Consider the following 23,376-nt stretch of genomic DNA (forward strand, 5'->3'; position numbering starts at 1 on the left):
TTGACGGTTCTCGGGGACTCGGTCGAATCGATGGAGCAACTGGCCGTGGTGTGGCGGGCCATGGTGCTCGACCGGGACCGGACCGCGGACGTCCGTGACCTGCCGGGGATCGCCGTCCGCTGGGCCGACTGCCGGTTCGCCTTCTGGAACTGCGTGACCCTGACCGACGTCGGCGCGGACGCCGCACTCCTGGAGCGGCGCCTCGGCGAGGCGGCCGATGTCATGCGCGCGAAGAAGCAGCCGGGCTTCCTCTGGGTCTTCGAGGACCTGATCGAGGACGAGGCCCGCCCCGGTCTGGAGGCGGCGGCCGAGCGGGCGGGCCTGGTGCACGCCTTTCCCGGCACGGGCATGGCAGGGGACCTGCTGCCCCTGCCCGAGCCCGTCCACCCGGACCTCACGTTCGTGCGCGTGTCGACCGACGCGCACCTGGAGGCGTACGCCGACCTCAACTCCCGTGCGTACGGCTTCCCCGTGGAGGACGGACGGGACGGCATCGCAGGATCCGCCCTCTGGAAGGAGCGGGTGTACGCCTATCTGGGCCTGCGGGACGGCGTACCGGTGACCTGCGCGGCGACCGTGGAAGCCGAAGGACGGCTCTTCGTCGTGCTCGTCGCCACGGCCCCGGAGTGGGAGCGCCGCGGGTACGGCGAGGCCGTGACGCGCAAGGCGCTGTACGAGGGAGGCCGCGCCACCGGCCTGACCCGCGCCACGCTCCACGCCACCGCCGCCGGGGCGCCCGTGTACCCGCGCATCGGCTTCCGGCCGAACTCGCCGATGCGCTTCTTCGCTCTGAACGGCTGACGCCGGGGGCGCCGCGCCGCCCGACCGGCCGGACAGCCACCCGGCCGGACCGCCGCCCGCCTGCACGGACAGGAGCCTGTCCGGACCGCCGCCCGACCCGGGCGACGGTCCGACCCGGGTCGGCCGTCGCGCCGACGACGGATCACACCTCCGGTGCCCCGGTCTCCTCGAGGACGCCGTCGGCCAGCCGCAGCCAGCGGTTGACGCCGATCTCCGCCAGGAACCGCTCGTCGTGGCTGACGACCAGGAAGGCCCCCCGGTAGGAGTCGAGCGCGCTCTCCAGCTGGCCCGCGCTGACCAGGTCGAGGTTGTTGGTCGGCTCGTCGAGGAGGAGCAGGTGCGGTGCCGGTTCGGCGCACAGCACGCAGGCCAGGGTCGCCCGCAGCCGCTCGCCGCCGGAGAGCACGCCGACCGGCAGGTGCGCCCGCGGGCCGCGGAAGAGGAACCGGGCGAGCAGGTTCATCCGTTCCGCTTCCGGCCGCTCGGGGGCGAACGCGCCGAAGTTCTCCGCCACCGTACGGTCCGGGTCCAGCAGGTCCAGGCGCTGCGACAGATAGGCGATCCGGCCGTCGCTCCGCCTGATCTCCCCGCCGTCCGGGACGAGTTCGCCGGTGATCATGCGCATCAGCGTGGTCTTGCCCGCGCCGTTGGGGCCGGTCAGCGCGATGCGCTCGGGACCCCGTACGGTCAGGTCGACGCCGCCCTCCGCGAAGACGTCCCTGCCACCGAGCCGCACCCGCATCCCCTCGCCGAGGAACACGTTGCGGCCGGCCGGCACCTGGGTGTCGGGCAGCTCCAGGGTGAGGCGCTGCTCCTCGCGCAGCGCGCGCCCGGCCTCGTCGAGCCGGGCCCTGGCCTCGCTCACCCGGGAGGCGTGCAGCTGCCCGGACCGCCCCGCGGACTCCTGCGCGCCGCGCTTCATGGTGCCGGCGAAGATGCGGGGGAGTCCGGCGTTCTTCAGGTTCTTGGAGGCGTTGCTCATGCGGCGGTCGGCCCGCTCGCGGGCCTGCTGCATCTCGCGCTTCTCCCGCTTGAGCTCCTGTTCGGCGTTGCGGACGTTCTTCTCCGCGACCTCCCGCTCGGCGCGGACCGCCTCCTCGTATGCGCTGAAGTTGCCTCCGTACAAACGAAGTTCGTCGCTACCGAGCTCGGCGATGCGTTCCATGCGGTCGAGGAGCGCGCGGTCGTGGCTGACCAGGACCAGGCAGCCGCCGAAGTCCGACAGCACGTCGTACAGCGTGTGCCGGGCCTCGACGTCGAGGTTGTTCGTCGGTTCGTCGAGGAGCAGCACGTCCGGGCGCTTGAGCAGCTGGGCGGCGAGGCCGAGGGAGACGACCTGTCCGCCGCTGAGGGTGCCCAGACCGCGGTCCAGGGCCAGGCCGGCGAGGCCGAGCCGGTCGAGCTGGGCGCGGGTGCGCTCCTCGATGTCCCAGTCGTCCCCGATGGTGGCGAAGTGCTCCTCGGCGACGTCGCCGGACTCGACGGCGTCCAGGGCGCGGATCACCTCGGCGATGCCGAGTACCTCGGCGACGGTGAGGTCGGCGGTCAGGGGCAGGCTCTGCGGGAGGTAGCCGAGCACGCCGCCGACCTGCACCGAGCCGGTGGCGGGGCGGAGCTCGCCCGCGATCAGTTTGAGCAGGGTGGACTTGCCGGAGCCGTTGGGGGCGACCAGGCCGGTGCGGCCGGAAGCCAGGCTGAAGGACAGGTCGTGGAAGACGGGCGTGTCGTCGGGCCAGGCGAAGGAGAGGTTCGAGCAGACGATGGCAGCGTCGGACATGAAGGGCCTCGGAGGTACTGAGGGCAGCGCACGGTTCTCTGCCCTGGGCAGACATGGGTCAGGGGGTACGACGAGACGGACCACTCCGGCAGCGCTCCTGAGCGCCGGCCGGTGGCCGTCAGATCCGGATCTCACCCGGAGATGTCGTCTTCACCCACCACGTCTGTGACTCCTCGATGCACGGTCTGGGTCTCGCATCACCGTAACAGCCCGCCCTCACGGCACGCGATCCCATTCAGCCTGGAGGCGAGGGCTCCTCGAACGCCGGGTGGAGGCCGCCTCCGCACCCGCCCGAAAAAAATCTCGGTATTCGTACAACCATCCGCCCGCTCGTGAGTCATGTAAGGCGAGCACGCCGCAGGCGTGTTCGTTTTTTCGTTTCCAGGGGGATTCCCATGACTCACCACGCAGCCCTGCGTGCCCGCGCCCTGCCGCTCGTGGCCGCCGCCGGGATACTCGTACCCGTCGCGGCGGGCGCGGCGCCCGCGTCCGCCGCCACCGCGCCGCAGGTCAGCTGCACGTCCGGCAAGACCGGGCTCGCCGCCAAGCTCCAGCGGGACATCACCGCCGCCCTCGCCACGCGCTCCGGCACCGTCGCCGTCGGCCTGCACGACCGCACCACGAACACCACCTGCACCTTGCGTGCCACGTACGCGTACGACTCGGCCAGCATCGTGAAGGTGACCGTCCTCGCCGCACTGCTCTGGGACGCCAAGAAGACCAACCGCTATCTGACCTCGCGCGAGGCCAGCCTGGCGACGGCCATGATCACCAAGTCCGACAACGCGGCCACCACCACCCTGTGGAACCAGCTCGGGCTCACCAAGGTGAAGGGCTTCCTGACGGCTGCCGGCATGACCCGGACCGTGCCCGGCACCGGCGGCTACTGGGGTCTCACCCGGATCAACGTCGCCGACGAGCAGCGGCTGCTCTCGCTGATCACCGCCAGGAACTCCGTCCTGAGCGACAACGCCCGCGCCTACATCCTGCGGCTCATGGGCAGCGTCGTCTCCTCGCAGCGGTGGGGGACCCCGGCCGGAGCGCCCTCGACCGTGTCCGTGCACGTCAAGAACGGCTGGCTGCAGCGCGCCACGCGCGGCTGGCGCGTGCACAGCATCGGCGCGTTCAAGGGCGCCGGCCACGACTACACCATCACCGTGCTCACCGACGGCAACAGCACGATGAACTACGGCGTCGGCACGATCCAGGCCGTGGCCAAGGTGATCCACCGGGACCTGATCCCGACCGCGACCACCGCGTCCCGGTACACGCCGACCACGACGCCCCAGGAGGCGTTCATCGCGGTGCCCCAGGGCTGACGCGCCGCTCGCACACGCCGTCGACGGCTCTCCGTCCCGCGCCGCCCCGGGCGACGACCGCGCGGGGCGGAGGTGAGCGGGTGGGTCAGAGGTGAGCGAGTGGGGGAGGGGGCATCCCGCGCCGCGACCGGGCCCGCCCCCGCGGGCTGGTCCTTTCGGGTGCACGGTGGCCCCCGCCGTCACGCGCGCCCACGAGGGTGGAAAAATTCCGGCATGCCCTCTCACGACGACAGGCCCGACGCCCAGCACACCAAGCCCTCGCAGACGAGCGAGGAGACCCTGGAGGCGCTGGGCGCGCTCTCGAAGGCACTGGAAACGGTCGAGCGCGCCCGCGGCCACCTCTACGGCTTCCACCAGCTCACCGGCACGGCCGACTTCGAACTCGACCGCGCGGTGCGGCTGCTCCGCTCCGCCGGCCACGACGACTGGGCCGACCGCGTGCAGACGGAGATCCTCGGACGCAACGTCATCCCCGGCCACTGGACCTTCCAGATCGTGGAGGCCTACAACGAGACCTACTACGAACCCTTCAAGGAGCTGGAGAAGGACGCCGTGGAGGCGCTCGCGGACGGGCGCGACCACCTGCTGGAGGCCCGCATGAAGGAGGCGAGGCGCACGCACGGCCATCCCGACCACACGGCCCGGCCGGAATGAGGCCGGAGCGCCCCCGCGGGGATCAGCCCGCCGGTGCGGCGGCGAGAAGGGGGAGCGGCCGGTCCGGATGCCACTCGACGAGGAGGATGGTGGCGTCGTCGCGCAACTGGTGGTCCTGATGGTGGAGCAGGCTCTGGATGAGCCGCCGCAGCGCCTCCGGCGCGGGTTCCCCCGCCGAGGTGGCGCGGATGACGAAGTCGGCCAGTCGTTCCTCGCCGAAGAGGTCGCCGCTCCGGGAGCGGCCTTCGGTGACGCCGTCGCTGTACAGCAGCACCCGGTCACCGGGCTGGAGCCGCTGACGGTGCTCCGTGACGGGCGCGCCGGCGTAGAAGTCCCATCCCAGCGGCGGCTGGGACGGCCGCGCCAGCAGATCGGGCCGGATGTGGCCGTCCCGGATCAACAGGGGCGGCGGATGGCCGAAGTTCACCCAGGACAACTCTCCGCTCAAAACGTCCAGTCGGCCGATGACCGCCGTCATGAGCCGTTCGGGCAGCCATGTGGAGAGGGTCCGGTCGATGGCCGTGCCGATGTCGGCGAGACCGCCACCGGCGCGCCGGGTGGAGCGGCAGGCGGCCAGGGCCGCGGCGCTGGCGCCGCCCGACGCCAGGTCGTGGCCCATCGCGTCGAGCAGGGTCAGGTGCAGCCTCCCGTCGCTCAGGCTGTGGTCGAAGGCGTCCCCGCCGATGTCGTAGGCCGGTTCCAGGACCGCGGTGGAGGTGACGTGGGCCGTGCCGATGGTCCGGGGCGGCAGGAACGCCCACAGGAGTTCCGCCTGCGTGCTCATCGGCCTGTCCCGCACCCGCTCGACCAGCAGGTCGCTGTAGAGGGACTTCGACACCACCAGCAGCGTCGCGGCACTCGCCAGGGCCGCGCAGGCCCCCAGCAGGCGCGCGTCGAACGCGGGCGCGGTCACCTCCATGACCCCGATCCGCTCGATCCCGTCCAGCATCGGCACCCACGCCGTCGACCCGTCCCGCGCCGTCTGCGTCTCCTGCGTGCGGTACGCGAGGCCGGCCAGGGAGGAGTCGACGGCCACGGCCGCCTCGTCCGCCCGTACGGAGTCGTGCTCCGGACCCGGGGAACCGGACGGCAGGGGGACGAGCCGCACCTGCTGGAGATCGGCCACGTACAGGCGGACGCCGGAGAGTCCGAACTCCCTTCCGGCCTCCTCCACCAGCCGAGGGACGTCCCGCGCCGACGCCTCGTGCGACCGTGCCAAGAGGCCCGCCAGGCCGGTCTCGTTCCTCGTCACACAGCCTCCGGTCGATTCCCGCCCCACGAGGACGGCTGCTCACTCACCCGTCCCATGCTGGACCACCGGGCGACGCGCTGCCCGACGCCGCGTTCGGCTTACCCCGTCCGGCCGTACGGCGCGCTCCGCGGCGACGCGTCGTCACCAGGGGCCGCGAGACGGCGGGCCGGGGCACCGGGAGGCCGCCACGGTGTGAGGCCTCCCGGTGCGTGGAGCCTCAGTGGCGCTCGGGCAGGTCCCGCTCCGCCGGCCGCAGGGTGACATCACCGGCCGTATCCGGGGCGGCCGAGCGCGCGGACGGCGCCGCCGCCGGCTTCTTGCCGCAGAAGGCGGGCTCCAGCGTGCCGCCGAGTGCCGTGTTGGCGCTGCCGTGGTTCGACGTGTTCGCCACGGCCGACAGGCTGCGCCGCCCGTCGCGGGTCGAGAAGGCGTACGTGTAGAAGCCCTGCACCGTGCCGGTGTGGCCGTACACCTGGACGCCGCAGGACAGGTCGTAACGGCGCAGGCCGAGCCCGTAGAAGCGGGTGTTCGTCGCGTCCGTCGGGGTGACGGTCGTCATGGCCTCCATCATGGCCGGGGACAGCAGCCGTCCGCGCATCAGCGCGCTGGTGAAGGTGTTCAGGTCGGCGGGGGTGGAGATGACGGCCCCGGCGGCCTGCGCCCACGACACCGTCTGCTCCGTGGAGTCCACGAGCGGCTCGCCGGCCGCGTCCGGGTGGAGGTAGCCCCGGACGTGCAGGCCCTTGATCCGGGTGTCGGGGTGGACGTGCGAGGTCTTGCGCAGCTTCAGCGGCTTGAAGATCCGGCCGTCGTACGCCTCGGCCAGCGTCCGGCCCGTGAACTTCTCGATGAGCATGCCGACGACCACGAAGTTCGCGTTGGAGTACTTGTACGCCGCGCCGGGCTCGGTGGTGCGCGGCTCGCTCAGCGAGAGGTCGACCAGCTCCTGGTGGCTGAAGACCCGGTTCCGCACGGCTTCGAAGCCCGGCACCGTGTTGGCGAACATCGCGTTGGTGTAGTCGGAGAGGCCGCTGCGGTGGGTCAGCAGGTGACGGACCGTGATGCGGTCGTCGGGGAGCAACCCGGGCAGGTACTGGTTGACGGACGCGTCGAGCTCCAGCTTCCCCTCCTGTACGAGCTGGAGGAGCACGACCGTCGAGAACGTCTTGCTGACGCTGCCGATGCGGAAGCGCGCGTTGATGTCCATCGGCGTGCCCGACACCCGGTTCTGGACACCGACGGTGCGGCTCTCCACCCCCTCGGGGCCGGAGAACCGGGCCATCGCTCCCGGCGCGCCATTCGCCAGGGCGGAGTCGAGCGCGGCGACGACCCCGTCCATGTCCGCGGCGGGGGCGGCCGGACGCGCGGCGGCGGCGGCGTTGGCGGCGAAGGCGCTGGTGGTCGGGGCGAGTCCGGCCGCCAGGGCGGCGATCAGGGTGGCGCTCACGGTCAGGCGTCGGCGCTGCGACAGGGGCACGGTGGTTCCTCGGCTTCATCCGAACGGGTCTGCGCGGCACACGACACCGGTGCACCACGAGGCGGAGGAGCACGACGCGATGCGCGTGCGTCCGTACGCCCAATGATCATGAGGGTCACTGTCCGAAAAAGGTTCCCGACACGGGCGGTGAATTCGTACGGGCCCGAGGAAGCCCCCTCGCGTCGGCTGTCGTCCTACGGCGGCGTCCGGGCACCGTGCGGCTCGGGGCACTCGTGGTCCGCCCACATCTGGTCTCCCGCGGCGAGGAGTTCGGCGCACTCGCCCGCGAAGGAGCAGAGCCGTGCCACCACCTGCTGGTATTCCCTCGGGTCTCGTGCCCGGTTGGGCGCGAAGGCGATCCACTGCCGCCACAGGCCACCGTCGGCCAGGTAGGGGGCCGCCCGCTCCGTCCCGAGGACGGCATCCAGATGGAGCAGTGTGCTGACGGCGAAGCCCTGGTCGTAGGGGACGTCCGGCTGGGACAGACAGCGATCCAGGTACGCGCACAGCAGATCGGCGTCCGCCTCGGTGGCGAAGGTGGCGAGCGCGAGACCGGCGGACCCGCCGTAGGGGCCGGGGCTGCCCATCAGGAGTTCACCGAGGCGGCCGCGGAACTCGGTCCTCCTCGCGACGGCGATCAGCCAGCAGGCTGTCTTGCGCTCCCGCCAACCGCCTTCGAGGAGGATGCCGAGCTCGGCAGGAGTGATCTCCCGGGCCGACTCCACCAACCCGCGCATGAACAGCTCGCGTTCGGCCCCGCTCATGCGCAGGCAGCTGCCCCCCAGCCGCAGGTACCGCCGATCGGGCGCGACGAACCGCCGTATCAGTTGTTGCAGTTCCGGGTCGGTGCGGGCGTCGCGCATGGGGGCATCATGGCCGGGCGAGAACCCGGCCGCCACGGGTTTCGGCCCGATCCGCAAGGAGCGCCGGTCGCTACGACCGGGCGGTGACGTCGTCGTGCCCGTCTCTTCCAAAACGCCCGAGCCCCGGTGCCGCGGTCGGGCGCGGGAATCCCCGTTCTCGTGCGAGGAACCGAGGGTTAGGGTCCCCACCATGTCTGACCACGTTCATGAGGGCGGTTCCCGCGGTGCGGCGGCTGTGGGCCCCGGCGCGGAATGGTGCGCGCGGTGGGCCACGGGTGGCCTCGCCGGCGCCACCGTCGGGGCGGTCGGCCACGCCGACGTGCTGCAGTCGGCCGCCATCGCCGTCGTCGGCGGCCGCACGGTGGCCGTCACCGGGGCCGACGACGACATCGCGCTGGTCTGGGACCTCGCGACCGGCGCGCGGATCGGCGGCCCCCTGCCGGGCCACGGCTCGGTCTGGGCGGTGGCCGTGACCGGGGCGACGCGCGGTCGCCCCGTCGTCGTCATCGCCGACGCTTCAGCACGCGTTCAGTCGTGGGACCTGTCCGACGGTCGTCCCGTGGCGGCTCTCGCCGGAGGCGCGTGGGCGGCGGCGACGGCTGTCGTGCGGGGCAGGCCGGTGGTCCTCGTCGGCAGGCAGAGTGCTCCCCGGCTGCTGCTGTGGGACCCGGTCCGGGGAGAGGTCGTCGCCGAACTCGCGAGCGACGGGTCCTCCGGTCGCGTCGGTGCCGTGGTGGCCGTGGCGACGGCCGTGGTGGGCGACCGCCCCTACGGCATCACCCTGCACGACGACAGCGCCGTCCTCGCCTGGGACCTGGCCGCGCGCCGGTACGACGGGCAGATCGCCCCTCGTACGGGAGGCGACGACCAACGGATCTCGCTGACCACCACCGTCGTCGACGGGCGGCCGGTCGCCGTCACGGGAAGCTGGGACGGGCAGGTCCGCTCCTGGGACGTCGTCGCGCGCTCGGAGCTGCCGGAGCGTGCGACGCCGCCCGCCCACCACGGTCCGGTGTGGTCCCTCGCCTCGGCGGTGGTGGACGACCACCCCCTCGTCGTCACCGCCGGTGACGACCGGACGGTCCGGGTGTGGAACATGGCCGCCCAGCACCAGGTCGGCCCCGACCTGCGGTTCCCTTCGGAGGTGACCGCCGTGGCCATGGCGCCCGACGGGCGGCTGATGGTGGGAGTCGGCGGAGACGTCGTGGTCCTCGCCCCCACGGCCGGCGGCGCCGCCGCGCCCTCACCCTAGGGGGAAGGGGCTACGGGGCACCGTCCAGGACCTCGCGCAGCCGGTGGGCGAACTCGTCCGGCTTCCCCGGGTATCCGAACTCCCCGTCGCAGAAACCGGCGTGGTGGCTCGGGAAGACGGTCACCCGCTGCCCGAGTAGTTCGGCCGTCGCGACGGAGGTGCGGCCCGTTTGCAAATTCGCGGACTCCTCACCCACGGCGATGACGACACGAGTCGGTGCGGCGGCGAGCGCGTCCTCGTCCGGCCGGTAGCCGCTCACCGCCCACGACAGGTCGGACAGCAGCGGATCGTCACGCGAGCCGTCGTCCTCCGTGGGCATGCCGAACGCGGCGGGGTCGGCCTCCGGCTGTGCGAAGTACGCGTCGGTGAACTCGCCCTCCCACGAGGTCATGGCCACGAACGCGGCCATCCCGGCGCCCCGTCCGCGCCTCTCGTACGCCTCCCGGACTCCGGCCCGCGCCCGCACGGCCGCCGGGCCGTCCGGGGTGAGCGTGATGAGGGGCGGCTCGTGCGCGACCAGGGTGACCACGTCGGTGGGGTACCGCGCCACGAGCGCGAGTGCGGTGATCGCGCCGCCGCTGCTCGCGAACATCTCCACCGGCCCGGCCCCGACGGCCTCGATGACGGCGTGCACGTCGTCGGCCTGTGTCTGCGGCGTGTGATCGTCCCGCCCGTCCTTCCGCACGCTGCGACCGAGGCCCCGCGGGTCGTACGTGACGACGGTCCGGTCCGGGAAGCGCGCGGCGAGCGCGGCGAAGCCGGTGGCGTCCATGGGCTGCCCGATCATGAACAGCGGAGGGCGTCCGTCCGTGGTCGGCAGCGGCCCCCGCACGTCATAGACGAGGTCGGCGCCGGGTGTCTCGAGTGTGTGCGTTTCCATACCCGTACAGACCGGTCCCGCCACGAAAACTCATCGAAGCGGTCCCGGATCTAGGACCGGCACCGTCCTACTTGAGTCCTACGGTCGTCACATCGTGAGGGACCGGACGAGAGGACGAGACCGATGAAGCACACGGCACCCGAGGGTTGCACGAGCGTCGCACCGTGGGTGGTCACCGACGACACCGGTGCGCTGCTCGACTTCGTCGCCGCGGCGTTCGGCGGCGAGGAACTCGCACGCGTACGGGTCGAGGACGGCACCGTCGGCCACGGCGAGATCCGCGTCGGGGACACGGTGGTGCTGGCCTTCGACCGACGCCCCGACTGGCCGGTGATGCCCTCGCTGCTCCGGGTCTACGTCCCGGACGCGGACGCCGCCGTGGCCGCTGCCGTCGCTCACGGGGCACAGGTCGTCACCGAGGTCGCCGACAGCGCCTGGGGCGATCGCGGCGGCCGCGTGCGGGACCCGTTCGGCAACATCTGGTGGGTGGTGAGCCGGGTCGAGGACGTCGCACCGGACCGGGCCTGGGACCGTATGTCCGAGCCGAAGTACGCCGAGGCGATGCGCACGGCCCAGGAGACGCTCGATGCCGCGCTGAGCGGCCGCGCGGCGGGCGTGGCGAGCGCCCCGCTGCGCCCAGCCGACTGAGCGGTCGGGCGCCGGAAGGGCGGCCGGCGCGGCGCCGACGACTCCCGAGTGCAGAGCCGTGACCACCGCCCGCCGGGCGGCCTTCCTCCCGCCCCCGCCTCGGCGGGCGGAAAATCAGTCGGCGGCGGCCGGTCCCGGGCTTACTGTCACCCCTGATGGAGATGGTCTTCCGGAAGCTGCCGGACAATCAGCACGAGATCCTGGTCCGGGCCCGCAAGGGTCCGGACGTCAGGCTGCCCGCCCAGCCCGTCGGCCCGACCGTGCCGCACGACCTGGTCCACGCCGTCGTGGAGACCGCCCTCGGCATCGACGACGGCTTCTGGGGGGCGATGGCGCGCGGCGCCACCTTCGAGGGGTTCGAGCTCGTCACACCGGGCCGGCACCGCCGGTCCGGGATGCGGGTGCTGCGCCGCGGCGGCGACGCCGTGATGGCCGCCGAGCTCTCCGTGAACTGGGCCTACCGCGCGTGGAGAGGCCTCCCCACGGAGGGCCGCGGCGTCGGCAGGCCACCCCTGGACGCGGAGGCCCTGGCCCGCACGATCCCGCCCCTGGACGCCGCGGCCCTCCGCTGGGCCGCCGTCCCGGAGGGCGGCGAACTCCTCTGGCGCTGGGGCGTGGACGGAGCCTAGGGACCGGGACCCCCACTCCAGCCCGTACGCGTGCGTCCCGGCCGCCCTGATCCGGGTGGCCGGGACGCACGTCCGACACGGGGGCCGCAGCGGTCGGCCGGTGGCCCGTTGACGGCGCCGCACGGGGTGTGAATGCGGCGCCGCCCCGGGACGATCTTGGCGCGAAGAGCACGCCCCGGCCTATCCGGACACGGACATCCACGGATACGCAATCAATCCGCCGCCCGCCCGAGCACCTGCCCGAGCCTCTTGCGGGAGGGCGCGCCCGTCTTCTGGAGCGCCCGCGCGACGTGCTGTTCGACGGTGCGCGGGGACAGGTGCAGCGTGGCGGCTATCTCCCGGTTGGACATGCCGGCGGCGGCGAGTTCGGCGACCTCGGCCTCCCGCGGCGAGAGCACGTCGCCGTAGCCCGGCCGCCCCGGAGCCCGCCGCTCCGCGGCCGGCCGGTGGCCCCGCAGGTCGGCGCGGGTGCGGGCGGCGTCCCAGACCGCGCCGAGCGCGTCGAAGGCCGCGGCGCAGTCGGTGAGCGCGGCGACGGCCGGGCCGATGTCCTCGCCGAGGTTCAGGGCGCAGCGGGCGGCGGCCGCGGCGGTGAGGGCCGCGTGGTACGGCCGGGGCAGCGCGCGGTACGCGGCGGCGCTCTCTTCGTACGACGCGGTGGCCTCCGCCGTACGACCCGCGTGCTCCGCGAGCAGCCCGCGGGTCCACGCGAGTGCGGCCTCCGCCGAGGGTGCGTCACGACCCTCCAGGCCCGCCGCGAACTCGTCGGCCACCGCGCGGGCGGAGTGAGCGTCCCCGGCGCGCAGCATCGCCTCCACCGCCCAGGGCGCGAGTTCGGCGCCCCAGGCCCAGATGCCCTTGACGCGCAGCCTCTGCCACGCCGCGGCGGCTTCGGCGGCGGCGCCGGTGATGTCGTCCTGAGCCAGGGCGAGCCTGACGAGGGCACCGGAGACGGCCGCGGAGATCGGTACGGGTCCCCTGTCGAGGTGGACCGCGCCGGGCCCGGTGAGCCAGTCGACGGCGTCCGCCCATTCACCGCGCGAGAGAGCGAGCAGCCCGAGGACCATCCGGGCGTCGGCGACGAGGTAGGGCATGGTGCCCGCCTCCTCGGCGAAGGCGCGGCCGCGGTCGGCGAGTCCGGCCCAGCGGCCGGTCGCCCAGTCGAGGACGAGGGTGCAGCCGCGCCCGGTCTGCTCGGCATAGGCGGCGCCGTTGCGCGCCGCCAGCGCCACCCCCTCCGAGATCAGCGCGCGCGACTTCTCGTAGTGGCCGAGCCACACGGCGGCGTCGGCCGCGTTGCACAGCCCCCGCGCCGCGTGCTGGCGGCAGCCGATGAGGTCGCTGTCGCGGGGCAGCCGGTCGATGAGGGACCAGGCGGCGGGGTCGCCGTTGTTGAGGAGGACGCTCACCCGGTTGGCGGTGACGGCGGCCTGCACCACCGGGTCGCCGGACTCCTCGGCGACCTCCACCGCCCGCTCGATCCAGGCGGCGTTCTCGGCGAACGAGGCGTCCGGCCCGTACGGCATCGCGAGCGCCGACATCGCCCGGGCGCGCGGCACCGGCCGGTCGGCCAGGTCGTCGACCGCACGAGTGAGTTCGGCCCGGCCCTCGACGACCTGCCCCATCTGGTTGCACTGCAGGAGGCCGAGGTCCAGCCGGATCTCGCCGCGGACGGCGGGGGGCAGGTCGCGGTCGGCCACGATGTTCCGGAGCACCTCCACCGTCTGGTCGGAGCGCAGACCGACCACCGCGCAGCGGGCGAGGACGAGGACGAGCCGGGCGCGGGCCTGCTCGGGCACCCGGCCGGTCGCGAGCGTGGACTCCAGCAGGGCCACGGCGCGCCGCTGCTGCCCGGACTCCTCGAAGGACTGGGCGGCGCGTTCGACGGCGTGCAGCCACTCCCGGTCGTCCCCGCAGGCCCGGCGATGGCCGGCCACCCCCTCCCAGGGCACGGGCTGGCGCCGGGCCAGCAGGCGCGCCGCCCTGCGGTGCAGCAGGTCGCGCCGGGGCCCGCCCGCCGAGCGGCGCACGGCGGCGGCGGCGAGCGGTGACGCGAAGCCGTACCGGCCGTCGCCCCGCTCGTCGAGGACGGCGGCCCGCACCGCCGCCGCGACGGCGTCGTCGGCGTCCTGCCCGGTGAGTCCGGCCACGGTCCCGAGCTCCCGTGACGTGGCGGGCTCGTCGAGGACGGCGGCGGCGAACACGATCCCGCGGTGCGCCTCGGGCACGCGGGCCGTGCGCCGGAGCATCAGGGCGTCGAGCCGGGGCGGGATCCCGAGGGCGCCGACGGCCCGGGCGTGAGCGTCGGCGGGAGCGGGAGCGGGAGCGTGAACGTGAGCGACGGGCGGCGTGTCGGGCTCGGCGAGCGTCATCGCGAGCCCGTCGAGCAGGTCGGCGACGGTCTGGGCGACGCCCCCGGAGGCCCGGTGCAGGGCAGCGGCCAGACCGGGCGGGCACCGGTCCTGGCCGAGTGCGGCGACGGCCGTCCGATGGACGGAGGCGACGTCGAGCGGCTCGAGGACATGGCGTACGACGCCGAGAGCGGCCGAGAACTCCGTGTCGGGCCCGAGGACCAGGCCGGGGGTGCTCAGCTCCTCGGGGCGGTAGCTCAGCACACAGGCCAGGTGCGCGGGCGGGCGCGCCAGGAGGGCGAGGAGCCCCGCCACCTCTCCGGCGGTCGCGCGATGCACGTCCTCGATCACGAGCAGCAGCGGTCCCTGGTCGGGCGGCGGCCCGTCGGGGACACTGCGACGTGCGGTCTCGGCGAGCGCCGACGTGAGCCGGTCGAGCAGCCGCGTCTTCCCGGTACCGGCGGCGCCCTCGACCAGCAGCAGGACGGGCCGTCCGGGCCCTTCCGGGGCGAGGGCGGCGCCGAGCCTGCGCAGCAGCGCGGCCTCCGCGGCGTCTGCTGCGTCTGCTGCCTTCTGCGCCGCGTCCGCTGCTCGGGCGGTGTCCGACATGGCTCGTCTTCCGTTCCCAGGAGCGTCCCCCGGTTGATTGCGTATCCGTACTCAGTCTGCCCTGATTGCCGCGCGGTGCGGTCGGTGGGCACCGTGGAGCGGGTAAGGCTCCCAGGCCCACGGTGGGCCCCCCGGAGCCGGCCGCCGACCGTGTCGGCAGCGCAGGCAGGAGTCCGGCGTGAGAGACATGACCCATTCCACCCCTGCCGGGGTGCTTCTCGCCGCGGCCGGAACGTCGCGGGACGAACGGAGGCCCGTGGCGGAGTCCGGCAGCCGGCAGATCCTGGCCGCGGCAGTCGTCCCGGCCTGCCCGAGGGCCGTGCCTCGTCTGCGCGGGCTCGCGCGCGCGGTGGCCAGGAGCCATCGGCTGTCCGCGGCGGTGGACGAGGCACTCGCGGTGGTCGTCAGCGAACTCGCGACCAACGCGGTCCTGCACAGCGGCAGCCCCGACGTCGCCGTGATGCTGGAGTGCGACGGCACCGCGTTGACCGTGGGCGTACGTGACCGGGGACGCTGGCGCGAGCGCCCGGCACCGCGCTGCGAGCCGGTGGACATGGGCGCGGACTTCGGCCGCGGGCTCGCTCTCGTCGACGCGTACTGCGTGGACAGGACGGTGCGATGCTCCGCCGAGGGCACGGTCGTGCGGGCCGTGATCGCCTTGTGAGCGAGCGCGGGTTCCCTCGTCCGCACCCGAGCCGTACTCTTGGGTAACTTCACTGCCCCGCGGGGCACCGCCCAGCGACGAGGACGAGACATGCCCGCTTCCGCGACCTCCGCCCGGCTGCTCAGCGGCCTGCTGATCGGCGCGGGCGTCGCGCACTTCGCCGTCCCCCGGCAGTTCGACGCCATCGTGCCGCGGAGCCTGCCCGGCTCGCCCCGCACGTGGACCCACCTGAGCGGCGTGGCGGAGATCGCCGTCGGCGTGGCGATCGCCGCACCGCGCACGCGGCGCGCGGGCGCGCTGGCCGCGGCGGGCCTGTTCACCGCGGTGTTCCCGGCGAACGTGAAGATGGCCTACGACTGGCGCCACCGCCCCGCCCCCCTCCGCGCGGCGGCAGCGGCCCGACTGCCCCTCCAGGTGCCCCTCGTCCTGTGGGCCCTGCGGGTCCGAGGGGCCCACTCCGGCAACTGAAAGCCCCCGGACCGGGGCAGCGACGCGCCCCGGCGGGACGGCCGAATCTCTCCCATCCAGCCGCCCCCGTCAACCGGACTCCAACGACCGCAGCGGCCGCCGACGTCACGCCCCGGCCCGTCCGTCCGCTGACGCCCGGGAGGACACCGCGCGTCAGCGCAGCAGCAGGTTCGTGAGCGGGGTCCGCGCGTGGTGGACCGAGCGGCCCGTGCGGGTCGTCGTCAGGAGGCCGGCGGTGCGCAGGGCCGTGGTGTGGGCGGAGACCGTGGCCGGTGAGACGCCCAGCACCGCGGCCAGTTCGCCGGTGGTGCGCGGCACCGGCAGGGCGTGCAGGAGGGCGGCCCGTGTGCTGCCGAGGACCGCGGCGAGGGCCTGCTCCCGGTCGTCCGGCTCATCCGGTGCGGGAGGCAGTGCGGGGCCCGCCGGGTAGGCGAGGACCACCGGCCGGTCCGGTACGTCCTGCACGAGGGGCGCGCCGCGCCAGTGGAAGGTCGGCAGCAGCACAAGACCGCGGCCTCCGAGCCGTATCTCCCCGGAAGCGGAGGGCCACTCACCGGAGGGCCACTCCCAGATGCCGCCCCGCAGCCGCGAGCCGGGCGCCAGGGCCGTCAGCGCGGCCTTCGGGCCGTCTTCCGCGAGCGTGACCGCGTGCCGGGCGAACTCCGCCCGGTGCAGGTCCTCCACCCGCCCCCACACCGGCGCCAGCACCGTCCCGTACGCCGCTCGCTGGGCCCGCGCGAGCGTGCCCCAGCCCTCCGCGCCGCCCGCGTGCAGGGACCTGATCCACGCCGGCGCCGGGCCCCGCCCCGCGTACACCCGCTCCAGCTCCGACCGTACGAGCTCCGGCGCCGCCGCCCGGATCGTGTCGAAACCCTCCTGCCTGCTCTCGCCCAGCACGTCGAGGAACGAGGGGGGCGAGCCACCCGGCACCAGGTCGGCCAGCGGCGCCGCAGCGGCCGGCAGCGCCCGCGCCGTCCGCGCCCGCCACCGCCCGAAGAGCAACCCGTCGTGCGGGGCGCCCAGCATCAGCAGTGCCGCGTGCAGCTCGGGCACGGGCGAGGGGCGCGGCGCGCACCGCAACCGTGTCCAGTCCTCCGCCGTGAAGTGGATCCGCAGCACGCCCCCGCCTTTCGCCCGGTGCCCTCACCCCTGTCCGCGGCGGCCCGCGCAAGCCTTTCGGACACCGCCGAAAGGCTCGCCCGGCGCGTCCGCCGGGCTCCAGCATGCCTGCCATGACCAGCATCTCCCGCCGCACCCTCGCCAAGGCCGCGCTGCTCGGCCTCACCTCCACCGCCCCCGTCGCCGCCACCGGTCCCGGCTCTCCGGCACGCGCCGCCGCCGGCCTCGTGCCCGTCCTCCCCGCGCCGACCGGCCCCCACCCCGTCGGCACCGTCCGGCACACCCTCACCGATCCGTCCCGCACCGACCCCTGGGACCCCGCCCTCGGGGCCCGGCAGGTCGTCGTCAGCGTCGTGTACCCGGCCCGGACCGTCATCGGGCTGCCCCGCGCCCCGCAGCTCACCCCGGCCGAGGCACGCGTCTTCGCACAGCTCGCCCACCCGGTCCGGGGGCTGCCCGCAGCCGGCGTCGACTGGGCCGGGACGCTCACCCACGCGCACCCCGGCGCCCCACCGCTGCCGGGCCGCCGGGCGGTCGTGCTGTACACCCCCGGCGGCGGCGACGCCCGCACCCTCGGTAACGGCCTCGCCGAGGACCTGGCCAGCCACGGCACGGTCGTCGTCCTCGTCGACCACCCCGGCGAGGCGAGCCAGGTCGAACTGGCCGACGGCACGGTCCGGGAGACCGTCCTGTACGGACCGCCGGACCCGGCGGCCTTCCGCACCATGCTCGACACCCGCGTCGCCGACCTCCGACTCGTCCTCGACCGGCTCGGCGACCTCCCGTACCCACCCCCGCTCGACCCGTACACGCCTGTCCTCGACGTGCCCCCGCTCGACCCGTACGGCGCCGGGATCTACGGGCACTCCGCGGGCGGGACCGCCGCCGCCCTGCTCGCTGCCCGTGACCCGCGGATCCGGGCGGTCGCCGACCTCGAGGGCTACCTCGACGTCGAGCCCTGGCCGGGCGGCGCACCGCTGCTCCTCCTGCGCACCGACGGCTTCGAGGGCGCCGAGCGGATCCAGCGCTCATGGGCGGGCCTGCGGGCCCGGCGCCGCACCCTGCGTGCCGCGAACCACTGGGTCTTCACCGACCACGCCGCCGTCGTGCCCCGGCTGCACCGGGCCGGGCTCGTCACGGACGGCGTACGGGACGGGCTCGTCGGTCCCGGTGACGCCGCGGCGGCCTTCGCGACCGTCCGCCGAGAACTGCGCGCCTTCTTCGCCGTCGCGCTCCGCCCCGCCGGGTCCCGGCCTCGGCCGCGACCCAGGCCCCGGTAGCCGGGGGACGGGACCCCAACGGCCGCCGACCGCAAGGACATCCGGCCCCGCGGGAAACCACTTGCTCAATGGTCAAGAAGCGTTGACCATTGCTCGCATGCCTACCGACGACCTCCCCGAGACCTTCCACGTCACCACCGACGAACAACTCCGCGCCGTCTCCAACCTCACGCGTCACCGGATCATGGCCGTGCTCCGCCACGAGCACGCGACGATCACGCAGATCGCCGACCGCGTCGGCCTCGCGAAGGGCAGCTCCAGCTACCACGTACGGCTCCTGGAACGGGTCGGCCTGGTCAAGGTCGTACGGACGCGGAAGGTCCGGGGGGTCACCGAGCGGTACTACGCCATGGCCGCGCGGTCGATCGAGCTGCCGGATCCGGGCAGGGGAGGGCCGGACGTGCTGATGCGGCACGCGGTGGCCGACCTGGAGGCGGCGCCGAAAGACGGGGACCGGTACGTACGCATGGCGCATCTGCGGCTCACCGACGACCAGTTCGCGGAGCTGGGGGCGCGACTGGAGGCCCTGGCGGACGAGTACCGGGAGCTGTCCGACCCGTCGCTGCCGGACGCGTCGCTCGTCTTCGCGCTGTTCCACCCGGCATCCGGTGGACAGGCAGGCGGGCAGGCCGGTGGGCAGGCCGGTGGACAGGCCGGAGGGGAGGCCACGTGACGACCGACGTACGGAAACTGCCCGCCGGGTTCGGGCGGCTGTGGACCGCGCAGACGATCTCCTCACTCGGTGACGGGGTCTCGCACGCCGCGCTGCCGCTCCTCGCGCTGACCCTGACACGGGATCCGATGGCGCTCGCCGTCGTCACCGCCGCAGGCACGCTCCCGTGGCTGCTCTTCGGGGTCCTCGGGGGCGCGCTCGTGGACCGCTGGGACCGTCGGCGCACGATGTGGGTCACGGACGCGGCCCGCGGGGCGCTGCTCGCGATACCCGCGGCGGCGGCCGTGCTCGACCTCCTCAGCATTCCGCTGCTCGCGGCCGTCGCCTTCCTCCTCGGCCTCGGCGGACTCTTCTTCGACACGGCCGCCACTGCCTACCTTCCGGACCTGGTCGGCCGCGACCCGGCACTCCTCGAACGCGCCAACTCCCGCCTGCGCGGCGCCCAGACCGCCATGTCCGGGTTCGCGGGGCCACCCGCGGGCAGCGCCCTGCTCGCGCTCGGCCGGGCGGTTCCGCTGCTCGCCGACGCGCTGTCGTTCCTGCTCAGCGCCCTGCTCGTACGTACGCTGCCCGCCGTGCCCCGGCCCGCCGCGGAGGCCCGCGAACCGCTGCTGCGGCAGGCGCGGGCAGGAGCTTCGTACGTCTTCCGGGACCGGCTGCTGCTGGGTCTTGCCCTTCGCCCGGCGGTGGGGAACGTCGCCTTCCTCGCCGTGGAGACCGTCCTCGCCCTCTTCGCGCACGAGCACCTCGGCATCGGCGCCTTCGGCTTCGGCCTGCTCCTCACGGCGGAGGCCACCGGCGGCCTCCTCGGCGCGGGCATCGCCTCCTTCCTCGGCCGGAGACTCGGCACGGGCACCGCGCTGACCTGCACGGCCGCGGTCGAGGGGCTCGCCGTCCTCGGCCTGGCCTCGGCATCGAACCCGTACGCGGCCGGGCCGGCGCTCGCCGTCTGCGGGGCCGGCATGGGAGCCACGATGGTGCTCGCGCCCTCCCTCCGGCAGGCGATCGTCCCCGCCCCGCTCATGGGCCGGGTCGCCTCCACCTCCCGCATGCTTGCCATGTGCGCCGCGCCCGTGGGGGCCTTCCTCGGCGGCTGGCTGGCCACCACCCACGGCATCCGGACCCCGCTCTACGCCGCCGGGGGGCTCCTCCTCGCGATGACGGCCGTCACGGCGTCCATGACCAGCAACCGCCGCATCGAAGCGGCGCTGCGGTCCGCGGCTCCGCCCGCCCCGGCCGCCGGACCGGACGGTCCCCGGCACCCGGTGACAGGTGACCGGGCTGGTGCCCCCGGGTGACCATCGGTGAGGCGTCCGGAAGACGAGCTCGGCGTCACCTCATCCTCGAAGCAGTGACGACCGGCGACGGGCCGGTCAGGACCGCCCGGGAGCGACACGGTGCCGACTCGTCCGACCACCACCCCGCGAAGACTGCAGACCGGCGCCGTGGTGCCGCCCCTGCTCACGCTGGCCGTCGCCTGCGGACGGCCACCGGCCGCCCCGCCGACCCAGGCGCCCCCGGGAGCGCCGGTGGCCCCGGGGGCCGGTGAGCCGGCGACGCTCTGCGCGCCCGCCGGGACCCTGCGCGGCGCGGACGGCGCGTACGCGGACGTCGCTCTCTGCGCGGACAGCGGCGGCCTGCGGCTCACCCTCTCGGCACCCGCCTCCTGCGGGCGCGCCGGTTCGCGCATCGCGTACGCCTGCCGGAGCACCGGCACCTGGACGGCCCGGCACGCCGGAACCACGCTCACCGGAACCCTGCCCGGCCCTGCCGAGCACCCCGGCCCCGGGCGCTACGACCTCACCGCTTCCGTCCGCGTCCGGTCGGAGCCCGAGGGCATCGACGTCCACGGCACCGTCAGCGCCGCCCTGACGCTGTCCGCACCCCTGGCCAAGCCCTCCCACGCGGTCACCGCGGACCGCACGACCCTGAGCCCGGGCACCACGACCACGCTGACCTACACCGTCCGCCGGGACGGTGAGGAAGGCGACGGCAGCGCGCGGTTCGGACTGATCGGCGAGGAGGGCTCAGGCGTACGGATCTCCACCGCGGACACCCGCTGTGTCAACCCCCTGGACGGCCGGTACCCCGCGGCCACCCGCCTTCCGCACGTGCTCGACTGCGCCCTCACCGCGCTCCAACCCGGCCGCCCGGAAAGGGTGACGGTCCGGGTCTCCGTGGGCTCCGCATGCTCCACCGTGGTGTCGAAGCTCGGCTACTGGATGCCGGAGGGCCAAGCCCTGTACACCGGCGGCATGCAGCCGGGACCGAAACTGACCTGCGTTCAGGACGCCCCCGGTCGATCATGACGAAGTGCCCGGCGACCGCGCCGATGCGATCACCGGCCGGTCTGTCCGTACCCTCCCCCCGCGCATAGAGTGACGGCGTGGGCATGCGAACGGTCATCGAGGACCTGGTAGAGGAAGCCGAACGGCAGATCCGTGAGCAGACGTGGGTCCCGGACGCCGCGGATCGCACCGTCGCCGCGAAGGCCGCCGCGGACCTGCGCGCCGCCGTCAACACTCCGGAGGCCCAGCAGGCGCTGTCCGCGGTCGACCGGCTGGCCCACCTGCGGGAGGCGCTCGCCGATCTGGCCATCGCCCTCGCCCACGTCCACGGACGCCTGGCCTGGTTCCTCGGCGCGGCCGCCACCGCGCTCACGCCCATCCTGCACTGGCGCGCCCTGCCCGCCGAGAACGGCCTCACCTTCGGCGCCGTACGCCCGACCTCCCAGCAGTACACGGAGGCCGAGGAAGCGATCCGCCGACTGCAGAACACCCTCGCCGACATCAGCACCGTCTGACGTCCTCCGGCGGCTCGGCCGGGGGAGTGACCCGAGCGCCCGGGCGGCGTGAGGGGCCGGACCGGCGCCTCACCCTCCGCCGGTGCTCTCGGTGCTCTCGGTGCTCTCGGTGCTCTCGGTGCTCTCGGTGCTCTCGGTGCTCTCGGTGCTCGCGGTCCCCGCGGTGTCCTTGGTGGCCTCGTCGAGGACCGCGAGGCCCTGGCTCCAGCGCGCGCGGCGCTCCGCCTCCTGTTGGTCCCACCACGGCGTGCCGCGTTCGCCGAGGGCGACCTTCGCCGTGTGCACCCGTGCCCGGGCGGCGCGTTCCGCCGCCGCGTCGTCGGCCCGCCGGGCCGCGGCCACGGCGCGACGCGCGGCCATGAGGTGCGAGCGCAGTCGAGCGGCGGCCTCCTCGGGCACGTCCGGGTCCGTGGCCCGCCACCGCCTGCCCTCGACGATCACGTACCGCCCGTCAGGGGTGCGGGCGGGCCCCCGCGCGTCAGCTGTCACCCGTACAAGCCTGGCAGACGAACGACCACCTGTCGCGATCCCGCATGATGGACGTATGCGCTCCCGGCCTGTACTCGTCTACGACGGAGACTGCGGCTTCTGCACGACGTCGGCGAACTTCGCCGAACGACGGGTGCGGCCCCGCTGCGACATCGTCCCGTGGCAGTTCGCGGACCTCGACGCCCTGGGCGTCACCGCGGAGCGCGCCCAGTACGAGGTGCTGTGGGTGACACCGGACGGAACGGTGCGGGGAGGAGCCGAGGCCGTCGCGAAGGCCCTCCTGAGCGCGGGCGGAGCCTGGGCGCCCTTGGGCGCGACACTGCTGCTGCCCGGCGTCCGGTGGGCGGCGGCACGCGTCTACCGCGTCGTCGCGGCCCACCGCCACCGACTGCCGGGAGGCACACCGGCGTGCGCCGTCCCCCGGCGACCCCGGTGAGCCGAACCGAGGGCCGCGAACGGCCGTCACCCCGGGACGGACGGGGGAGCGGGGGCCGGGACCGCCGACTGCCGCACCGTCAGACGTCGCGCCACTTGGCCTGGCCGAAGGAGAACACGCCGAAGAGGGCGAGGGCGACGGCCACCGCGACCAGGAGCCACGGCCCCGCGGGTGTCTGGGCGAAGGAACGTATGGCGTCGTCCATGCCCTTGGACTCCTTCGGGTCGAAGGCGACCGCCGCCTTCAGACCGAAGTAGCCGACCGCGCCGAAGACGAGCCCGCGCCCCACGCCTCCCGCGATGCCCGTCACGTCCATGAACCGCCGCTGGTGCCTCGACATCCGGCCCCACGTGAGGTGCTTGCGGTACGTGCGCCGGGCCGCCCGGACCGCGATCCACAGCCCCGCACCGAGGAACCCCGCGGCCGCGGCGCCCACCCACCACTGGCCGCCCGGCAGAGCGAGGAGACGCCCGGTGATGTCCTGGCTCTGCCGGTCGGTCGAACCGGCACCGCTGCCCCGGTCACCGGCCGCGAAGGCCAGGACCAGGAACGACGAGACTCCGTAGAAGACGAACCGGGCGCCGGACATGGCGCGCTTGCCCGCGCCGTCGCCCTTCGGCCCCGCCGAGCCGAACAGCGCCTCCGAGAGCCGCCACAGCGCCATCCCGGCGAGCCCGACGCCCAGCGCCCACAGCAGGACGGCGCCGAACGGCGTGGCGGCGACCTCCGTGAGGGCCCCGCCCCGGTCGGCCTGCTCGTTCGTGCCCGTCAGCCCTATGCGTACGGCCAGGACACCGACGAGCAGGTACAGCACACCGCGCGCGGCGAAACCCACCCGGGCTCCCGTGCGTACGACGTCCCCCCGTGCCGCTCGCCTCGCGGCGGCCCACGACGACCCGGCTGTGGTCATGTCAGGTCCTCCCCTTCGTCCG

22 protein-coding genes and 1 pseudogene are annotated in these 23,376 nt (G+C 74.4%); 14 read left to right on the top strand and 9 right to left on the bottom strand.

Annotation, left to right across the window (positions count from 1 at the left end):
- Window positions 1–30: 30 nt before the first annotated feature.
- Window positions 31–801 (top strand): GNAT family N-acetyltransferase, encoded by a 771-nt coding sequence (locus tag ACWDVG_RS26830; protein WP_451702776.1) that lies wholly within the window; start codon window positions 31–33, stop codon window positions 799–801.
- 142 nt (window positions 802–943) lie between these two features.
- On the opposite strand, the gene abc-f is transcribed toward ACWDVG_RS26830, so the two are convergent.
- Window positions 944–2,578: a ribosomal protection-like ABC-F family protein gene (abc-f, locus tag ACWDVG_RS26835; protein WP_451702696.1), complete on the bottom strand. Its 1,635-nt coding sequence runs from the start codon at window positions 2,576–2,578 to the stop codon at window positions 944–946.
- Between the two features lie 395 nt (window positions 2,579–2,973).
- Here abc-f and ACWDVG_RS26840 point away from each other — a divergent pair, with 395 nt between their 5' ends.
- Both ACWDVG_RS26840 and ACWDVG_RS26845 read left to right on the top strand, forming a co-directional pair.
- Complete coding sequence (locus ACWDVG_RS26840; protein WP_451702699.1) at window positions 2,974–3,897, top strand: serine hydrolase; 924 nt, start codon at window positions 2,974–2,976, stop codon at window positions 3,895–3,897.
- A 213-nt stretch (window positions 3,898–4,110) separates the two neighbouring features.
- On the top strand, window positions 4,111–4,551 hold the full coding sequence (locus ACWDVG_RS26845) for a hypothetical protein (protein WP_451702700.1): 441 nt from the start codon (window positions 4,111–4,113) through the stop codon (window positions 4,549–4,551).
- A 22-nt stretch (window positions 4,552–4,573) separates the two neighbouring features.
- Here ACWDVG_RS26845 and ACWDVG_RS26850 read toward each other — a convergent pair whose 3' ends face one another.
- The 3 genes from ACWDVG_RS26850 to ACWDVG_RS26860 all read right to left on the bottom strand — a co-directional run bounded on the left by ACWDVG_RS26850 (window position 4,574) and on the right by ACWDVG_RS26860 (window position 8,143).
- On the bottom strand, window positions 4,574–5,803 hold the full coding sequence (locus tag ACWDVG_RS26850; RefSeq protein ID WP_451702704.1) for a PP2C family protein-serine/threonine phosphatase: 1,230 nt from the start codon (window positions 5,801–5,803) through the stop codon (window positions 4,574–4,576).
- Between the two features lie 217 nt (window positions 5,804–6,020).
- Entirely contained in the window at window positions 6,021–7,280 is a 1,260-nt protein-coding gene (locus tag ACWDVG_RS26855; RefSeq protein WP_451702706.1) for a serine hydrolase domain-containing protein, read from the bottom strand.
- 194 nt (window positions 7,281–7,474) lie between these two features.
- Window positions 7,475–8,143, bottom strand: a complete 669-nt coding sequence (locus tag ACWDVG_RS26860; RefSeq protein ID WP_451702708.1) for a DUF6000 family protein — start codon at window positions 8,141–8,143, stop codon at window positions 7,475–7,477.
- A gap of 190 nt (window positions 8,144–8,333) precedes the next feature.
- On the opposite strand from ACWDVG_RS26860, the gene ACWDVG_RS26865 reads away from it, so the two are divergent.
- Window positions 8,334–9,395 (top strand): WD40 repeat domain-containing protein, encoded by a 1,062-nt coding sequence (locus ACWDVG_RS26865; RefSeq protein ID WP_451702710.1) that lies wholly within the window; start codon window positions 8,334–8,336, stop codon window positions 9,393–9,395.
- Window positions 9,396–9,405: 10 nt separating this feature from the next.
- On the opposite strand, the gene ACWDVG_RS26870 is transcribed toward ACWDVG_RS26865, so the two are convergent.
- Window positions 9,406–10,275: an alpha/beta fold hydrolase gene (locus tag ACWDVG_RS26870; RefSeq protein WP_451702712.1), complete on the bottom strand. Its 870-nt coding sequence runs from the start codon at window positions 10,273–10,275 to the stop codon at window positions 9,406–9,408.
- Between the two features lie 123 nt (window positions 10,276–10,398).
- Here ACWDVG_RS26870 and ACWDVG_RS26875 point away from each other — a divergent pair, with 123 nt between their 5' ends.
- Both ACWDVG_RS26875 and ACWDVG_RS26880 read left to right on the top strand, forming a co-directional pair.
- Window positions 10,399–10,923, top strand: a complete 525-nt coding sequence (locus ACWDVG_RS26875) for a VOC family protein (protein WP_451702714.1) — start codon at window positions 10,399–10,401, stop codon at window positions 10,921–10,923.
- Between the two features lie 155 nt (window positions 10,924–11,078).
- Window positions 11,079–11,552, top strand: coding sequence for a hypothetical protein (locus ACWDVG_RS26880; protein WP_451702717.1), 474 nt, complete (start codon window positions 11,079–11,081; stop codon window positions 11,550–11,552).
- Between the two features lie 212 nt (window positions 11,553–11,764).
- Here ACWDVG_RS26880 and ACWDVG_RS26885 read toward each other — a convergent pair whose 3' ends face one another.
- Window positions 11,765–14,512 (bottom strand): LuxR C-terminal-related transcriptional regulator, encoded by a 2,748-nt coding sequence (locus tag ACWDVG_RS26885; RefSeq protein ID WP_451702718.1) that lies wholly within the window; start codon window positions 14,510–14,512, stop codon window positions 11,765–11,767.
- A 187-nt stretch (window positions 14,513–14,699) separates the two neighbouring features.
- Between ACWDVG_RS26885 and ACWDVG_RS26890 the strand changes: the two genes are divergently transcribed.
- Window positions 14,700–15,176, top strand: a complete 477-nt coding sequence (locus ACWDVG_RS26890) for an ATP-binding protein (RefSeq protein WP_451702720.1) — start codon at window positions 14,700–14,702, stop codon at window positions 15,174–15,176.
- 90 nt (window positions 15,177–15,266) lie between these two features.
- A complete protein-coding gene (locus ACWDVG_RS26895; RefSeq protein ID WP_451702721.1) occupies window positions 15,267–15,644 on the top strand; it encodes a DoxX family protein in 378 nt (125 codons plus the stop codon).
- Between the two features lie 153 nt (window positions 15,645–15,797).
- Here the strand turns inward: ACWDVG_RS26895 and ACWDVG_RS26900 are convergent, their stop codons facing one another.
- Complete coding sequence (locus ACWDVG_RS26900) at window positions 15,798–16,763, bottom strand: ArsR/SmtB family transcription factor (RefSeq protein WP_451702724.1); 966 nt, start codon at window positions 16,761–16,763, stop codon at window positions 15,798–15,800.
- A 113-nt stretch (window positions 16,764–16,876) separates the two neighbouring features.
- Here ACWDVG_RS26900 and ACWDVG_RS26905 point away from each other — a divergent pair, with 113 nt between their 5' ends.
- The 5 genes from ACWDVG_RS26905 to ACWDVG_RS26925 all read left to right on the top strand — a co-directional run bounded on the left by ACWDVG_RS26905 (window position 16,877) and on the right by ACWDVG_RS26925 (window position 21,519).
- A complete protein-coding gene (locus tag ACWDVG_RS26905) occupies window positions 16,877–18,043 on the top strand; it encodes an acetylhydrolase (protein ID WP_451702727.1) in 1,167 nt (388 codons plus the stop codon).
- 97 nt (window positions 18,044–18,140) lie between these two features.
- Complete coding sequence (locus ACWDVG_RS26910; protein WP_451702729.1) at window positions 18,141–18,716, top strand: ArsR/SmtB family transcription factor; 576 nt, start codon at window positions 18,141–18,143, stop codon at window positions 18,714–18,716.
- Window positions 18,713–20,014 (top strand): MFS transporter, encoded by a 1,302-nt coding sequence (locus ACWDVG_RS26915; RefSeq protein ID WP_451702730.1) that lies wholly within the window; start codon window positions 18,713–18,715, stop codon window positions 20,012–20,014. The genes ACWDVG_RS26910 and ACWDVG_RS26915 overlap by 4 nt, the downstream gene beginning before the upstream one ends.
- A gap of 99 nt (window positions 20,015–20,113) precedes the next feature.
- Window positions 20,114–21,025 carry a hypothetical protein gene (locus ACWDVG_RS26920; RefSeq protein ID WP_451702732.1) on the top strand — a complete coding sequence of 304 codons (912 nt, stop codon included), beginning with the start codon at window positions 20,114–20,116 and terminating at the stop codon, window positions 21,023–21,025.
- 83 nt (window positions 21,026–21,108) lie between these two features.
- Window positions 21,109–21,519 (top strand): hypothetical protein, encoded by a 411-nt coding sequence (locus ACWDVG_RS26925; protein ID WP_451702778.1) that lies wholly within the window; start codon window positions 21,109–21,111, stop codon window positions 21,517–21,519.
- Between the two features lie 180 nt (window positions 21,520–21,699).
- On the opposite strand, the pseudogene ACWDVG_RS26930 reads toward ACWDVG_RS26925, so the two are convergent.
- Window positions 21,700–22,008, bottom strand: a pseudogene (locus tag ACWDVG_RS26930) (hypothetical protein); the annotation flags it as partial.
- Between the two features lie 55 nt (window positions 22,009–22,063).
- Here ACWDVG_RS26930 and ACWDVG_RS26935 point away from each other — a divergent pair.
- Complete coding sequence (locus ACWDVG_RS26935) at window positions 22,064–22,444, top strand: thiol-disulfide oxidoreductase DCC family protein (protein WP_451702735.1); 381 nt, start codon at window positions 22,064–22,066, stop codon at window positions 22,442–22,444.
- 79 nt (window positions 22,445–22,523) lie between these two features.
- On the opposite strand, the gene ACWDVG_RS26940 is transcribed toward ACWDVG_RS26935, so the two are convergent.
- Window positions 22,524–23,354: a DUF1206 domain-containing protein gene (locus ACWDVG_RS26940; RefSeq protein ID WP_451702737.1), complete on the bottom strand. Its 831-nt coding sequence runs from the start codon at window positions 23,352–23,354 to the stop codon at window positions 22,524–22,526.
- Between the last annotated feature and the right edge of the window lie 22 nt (window positions 23,355–23,376).

It is taken from the genome of Streptomyces sp. NPDC003327 (genome assembly GCF_053589515.1).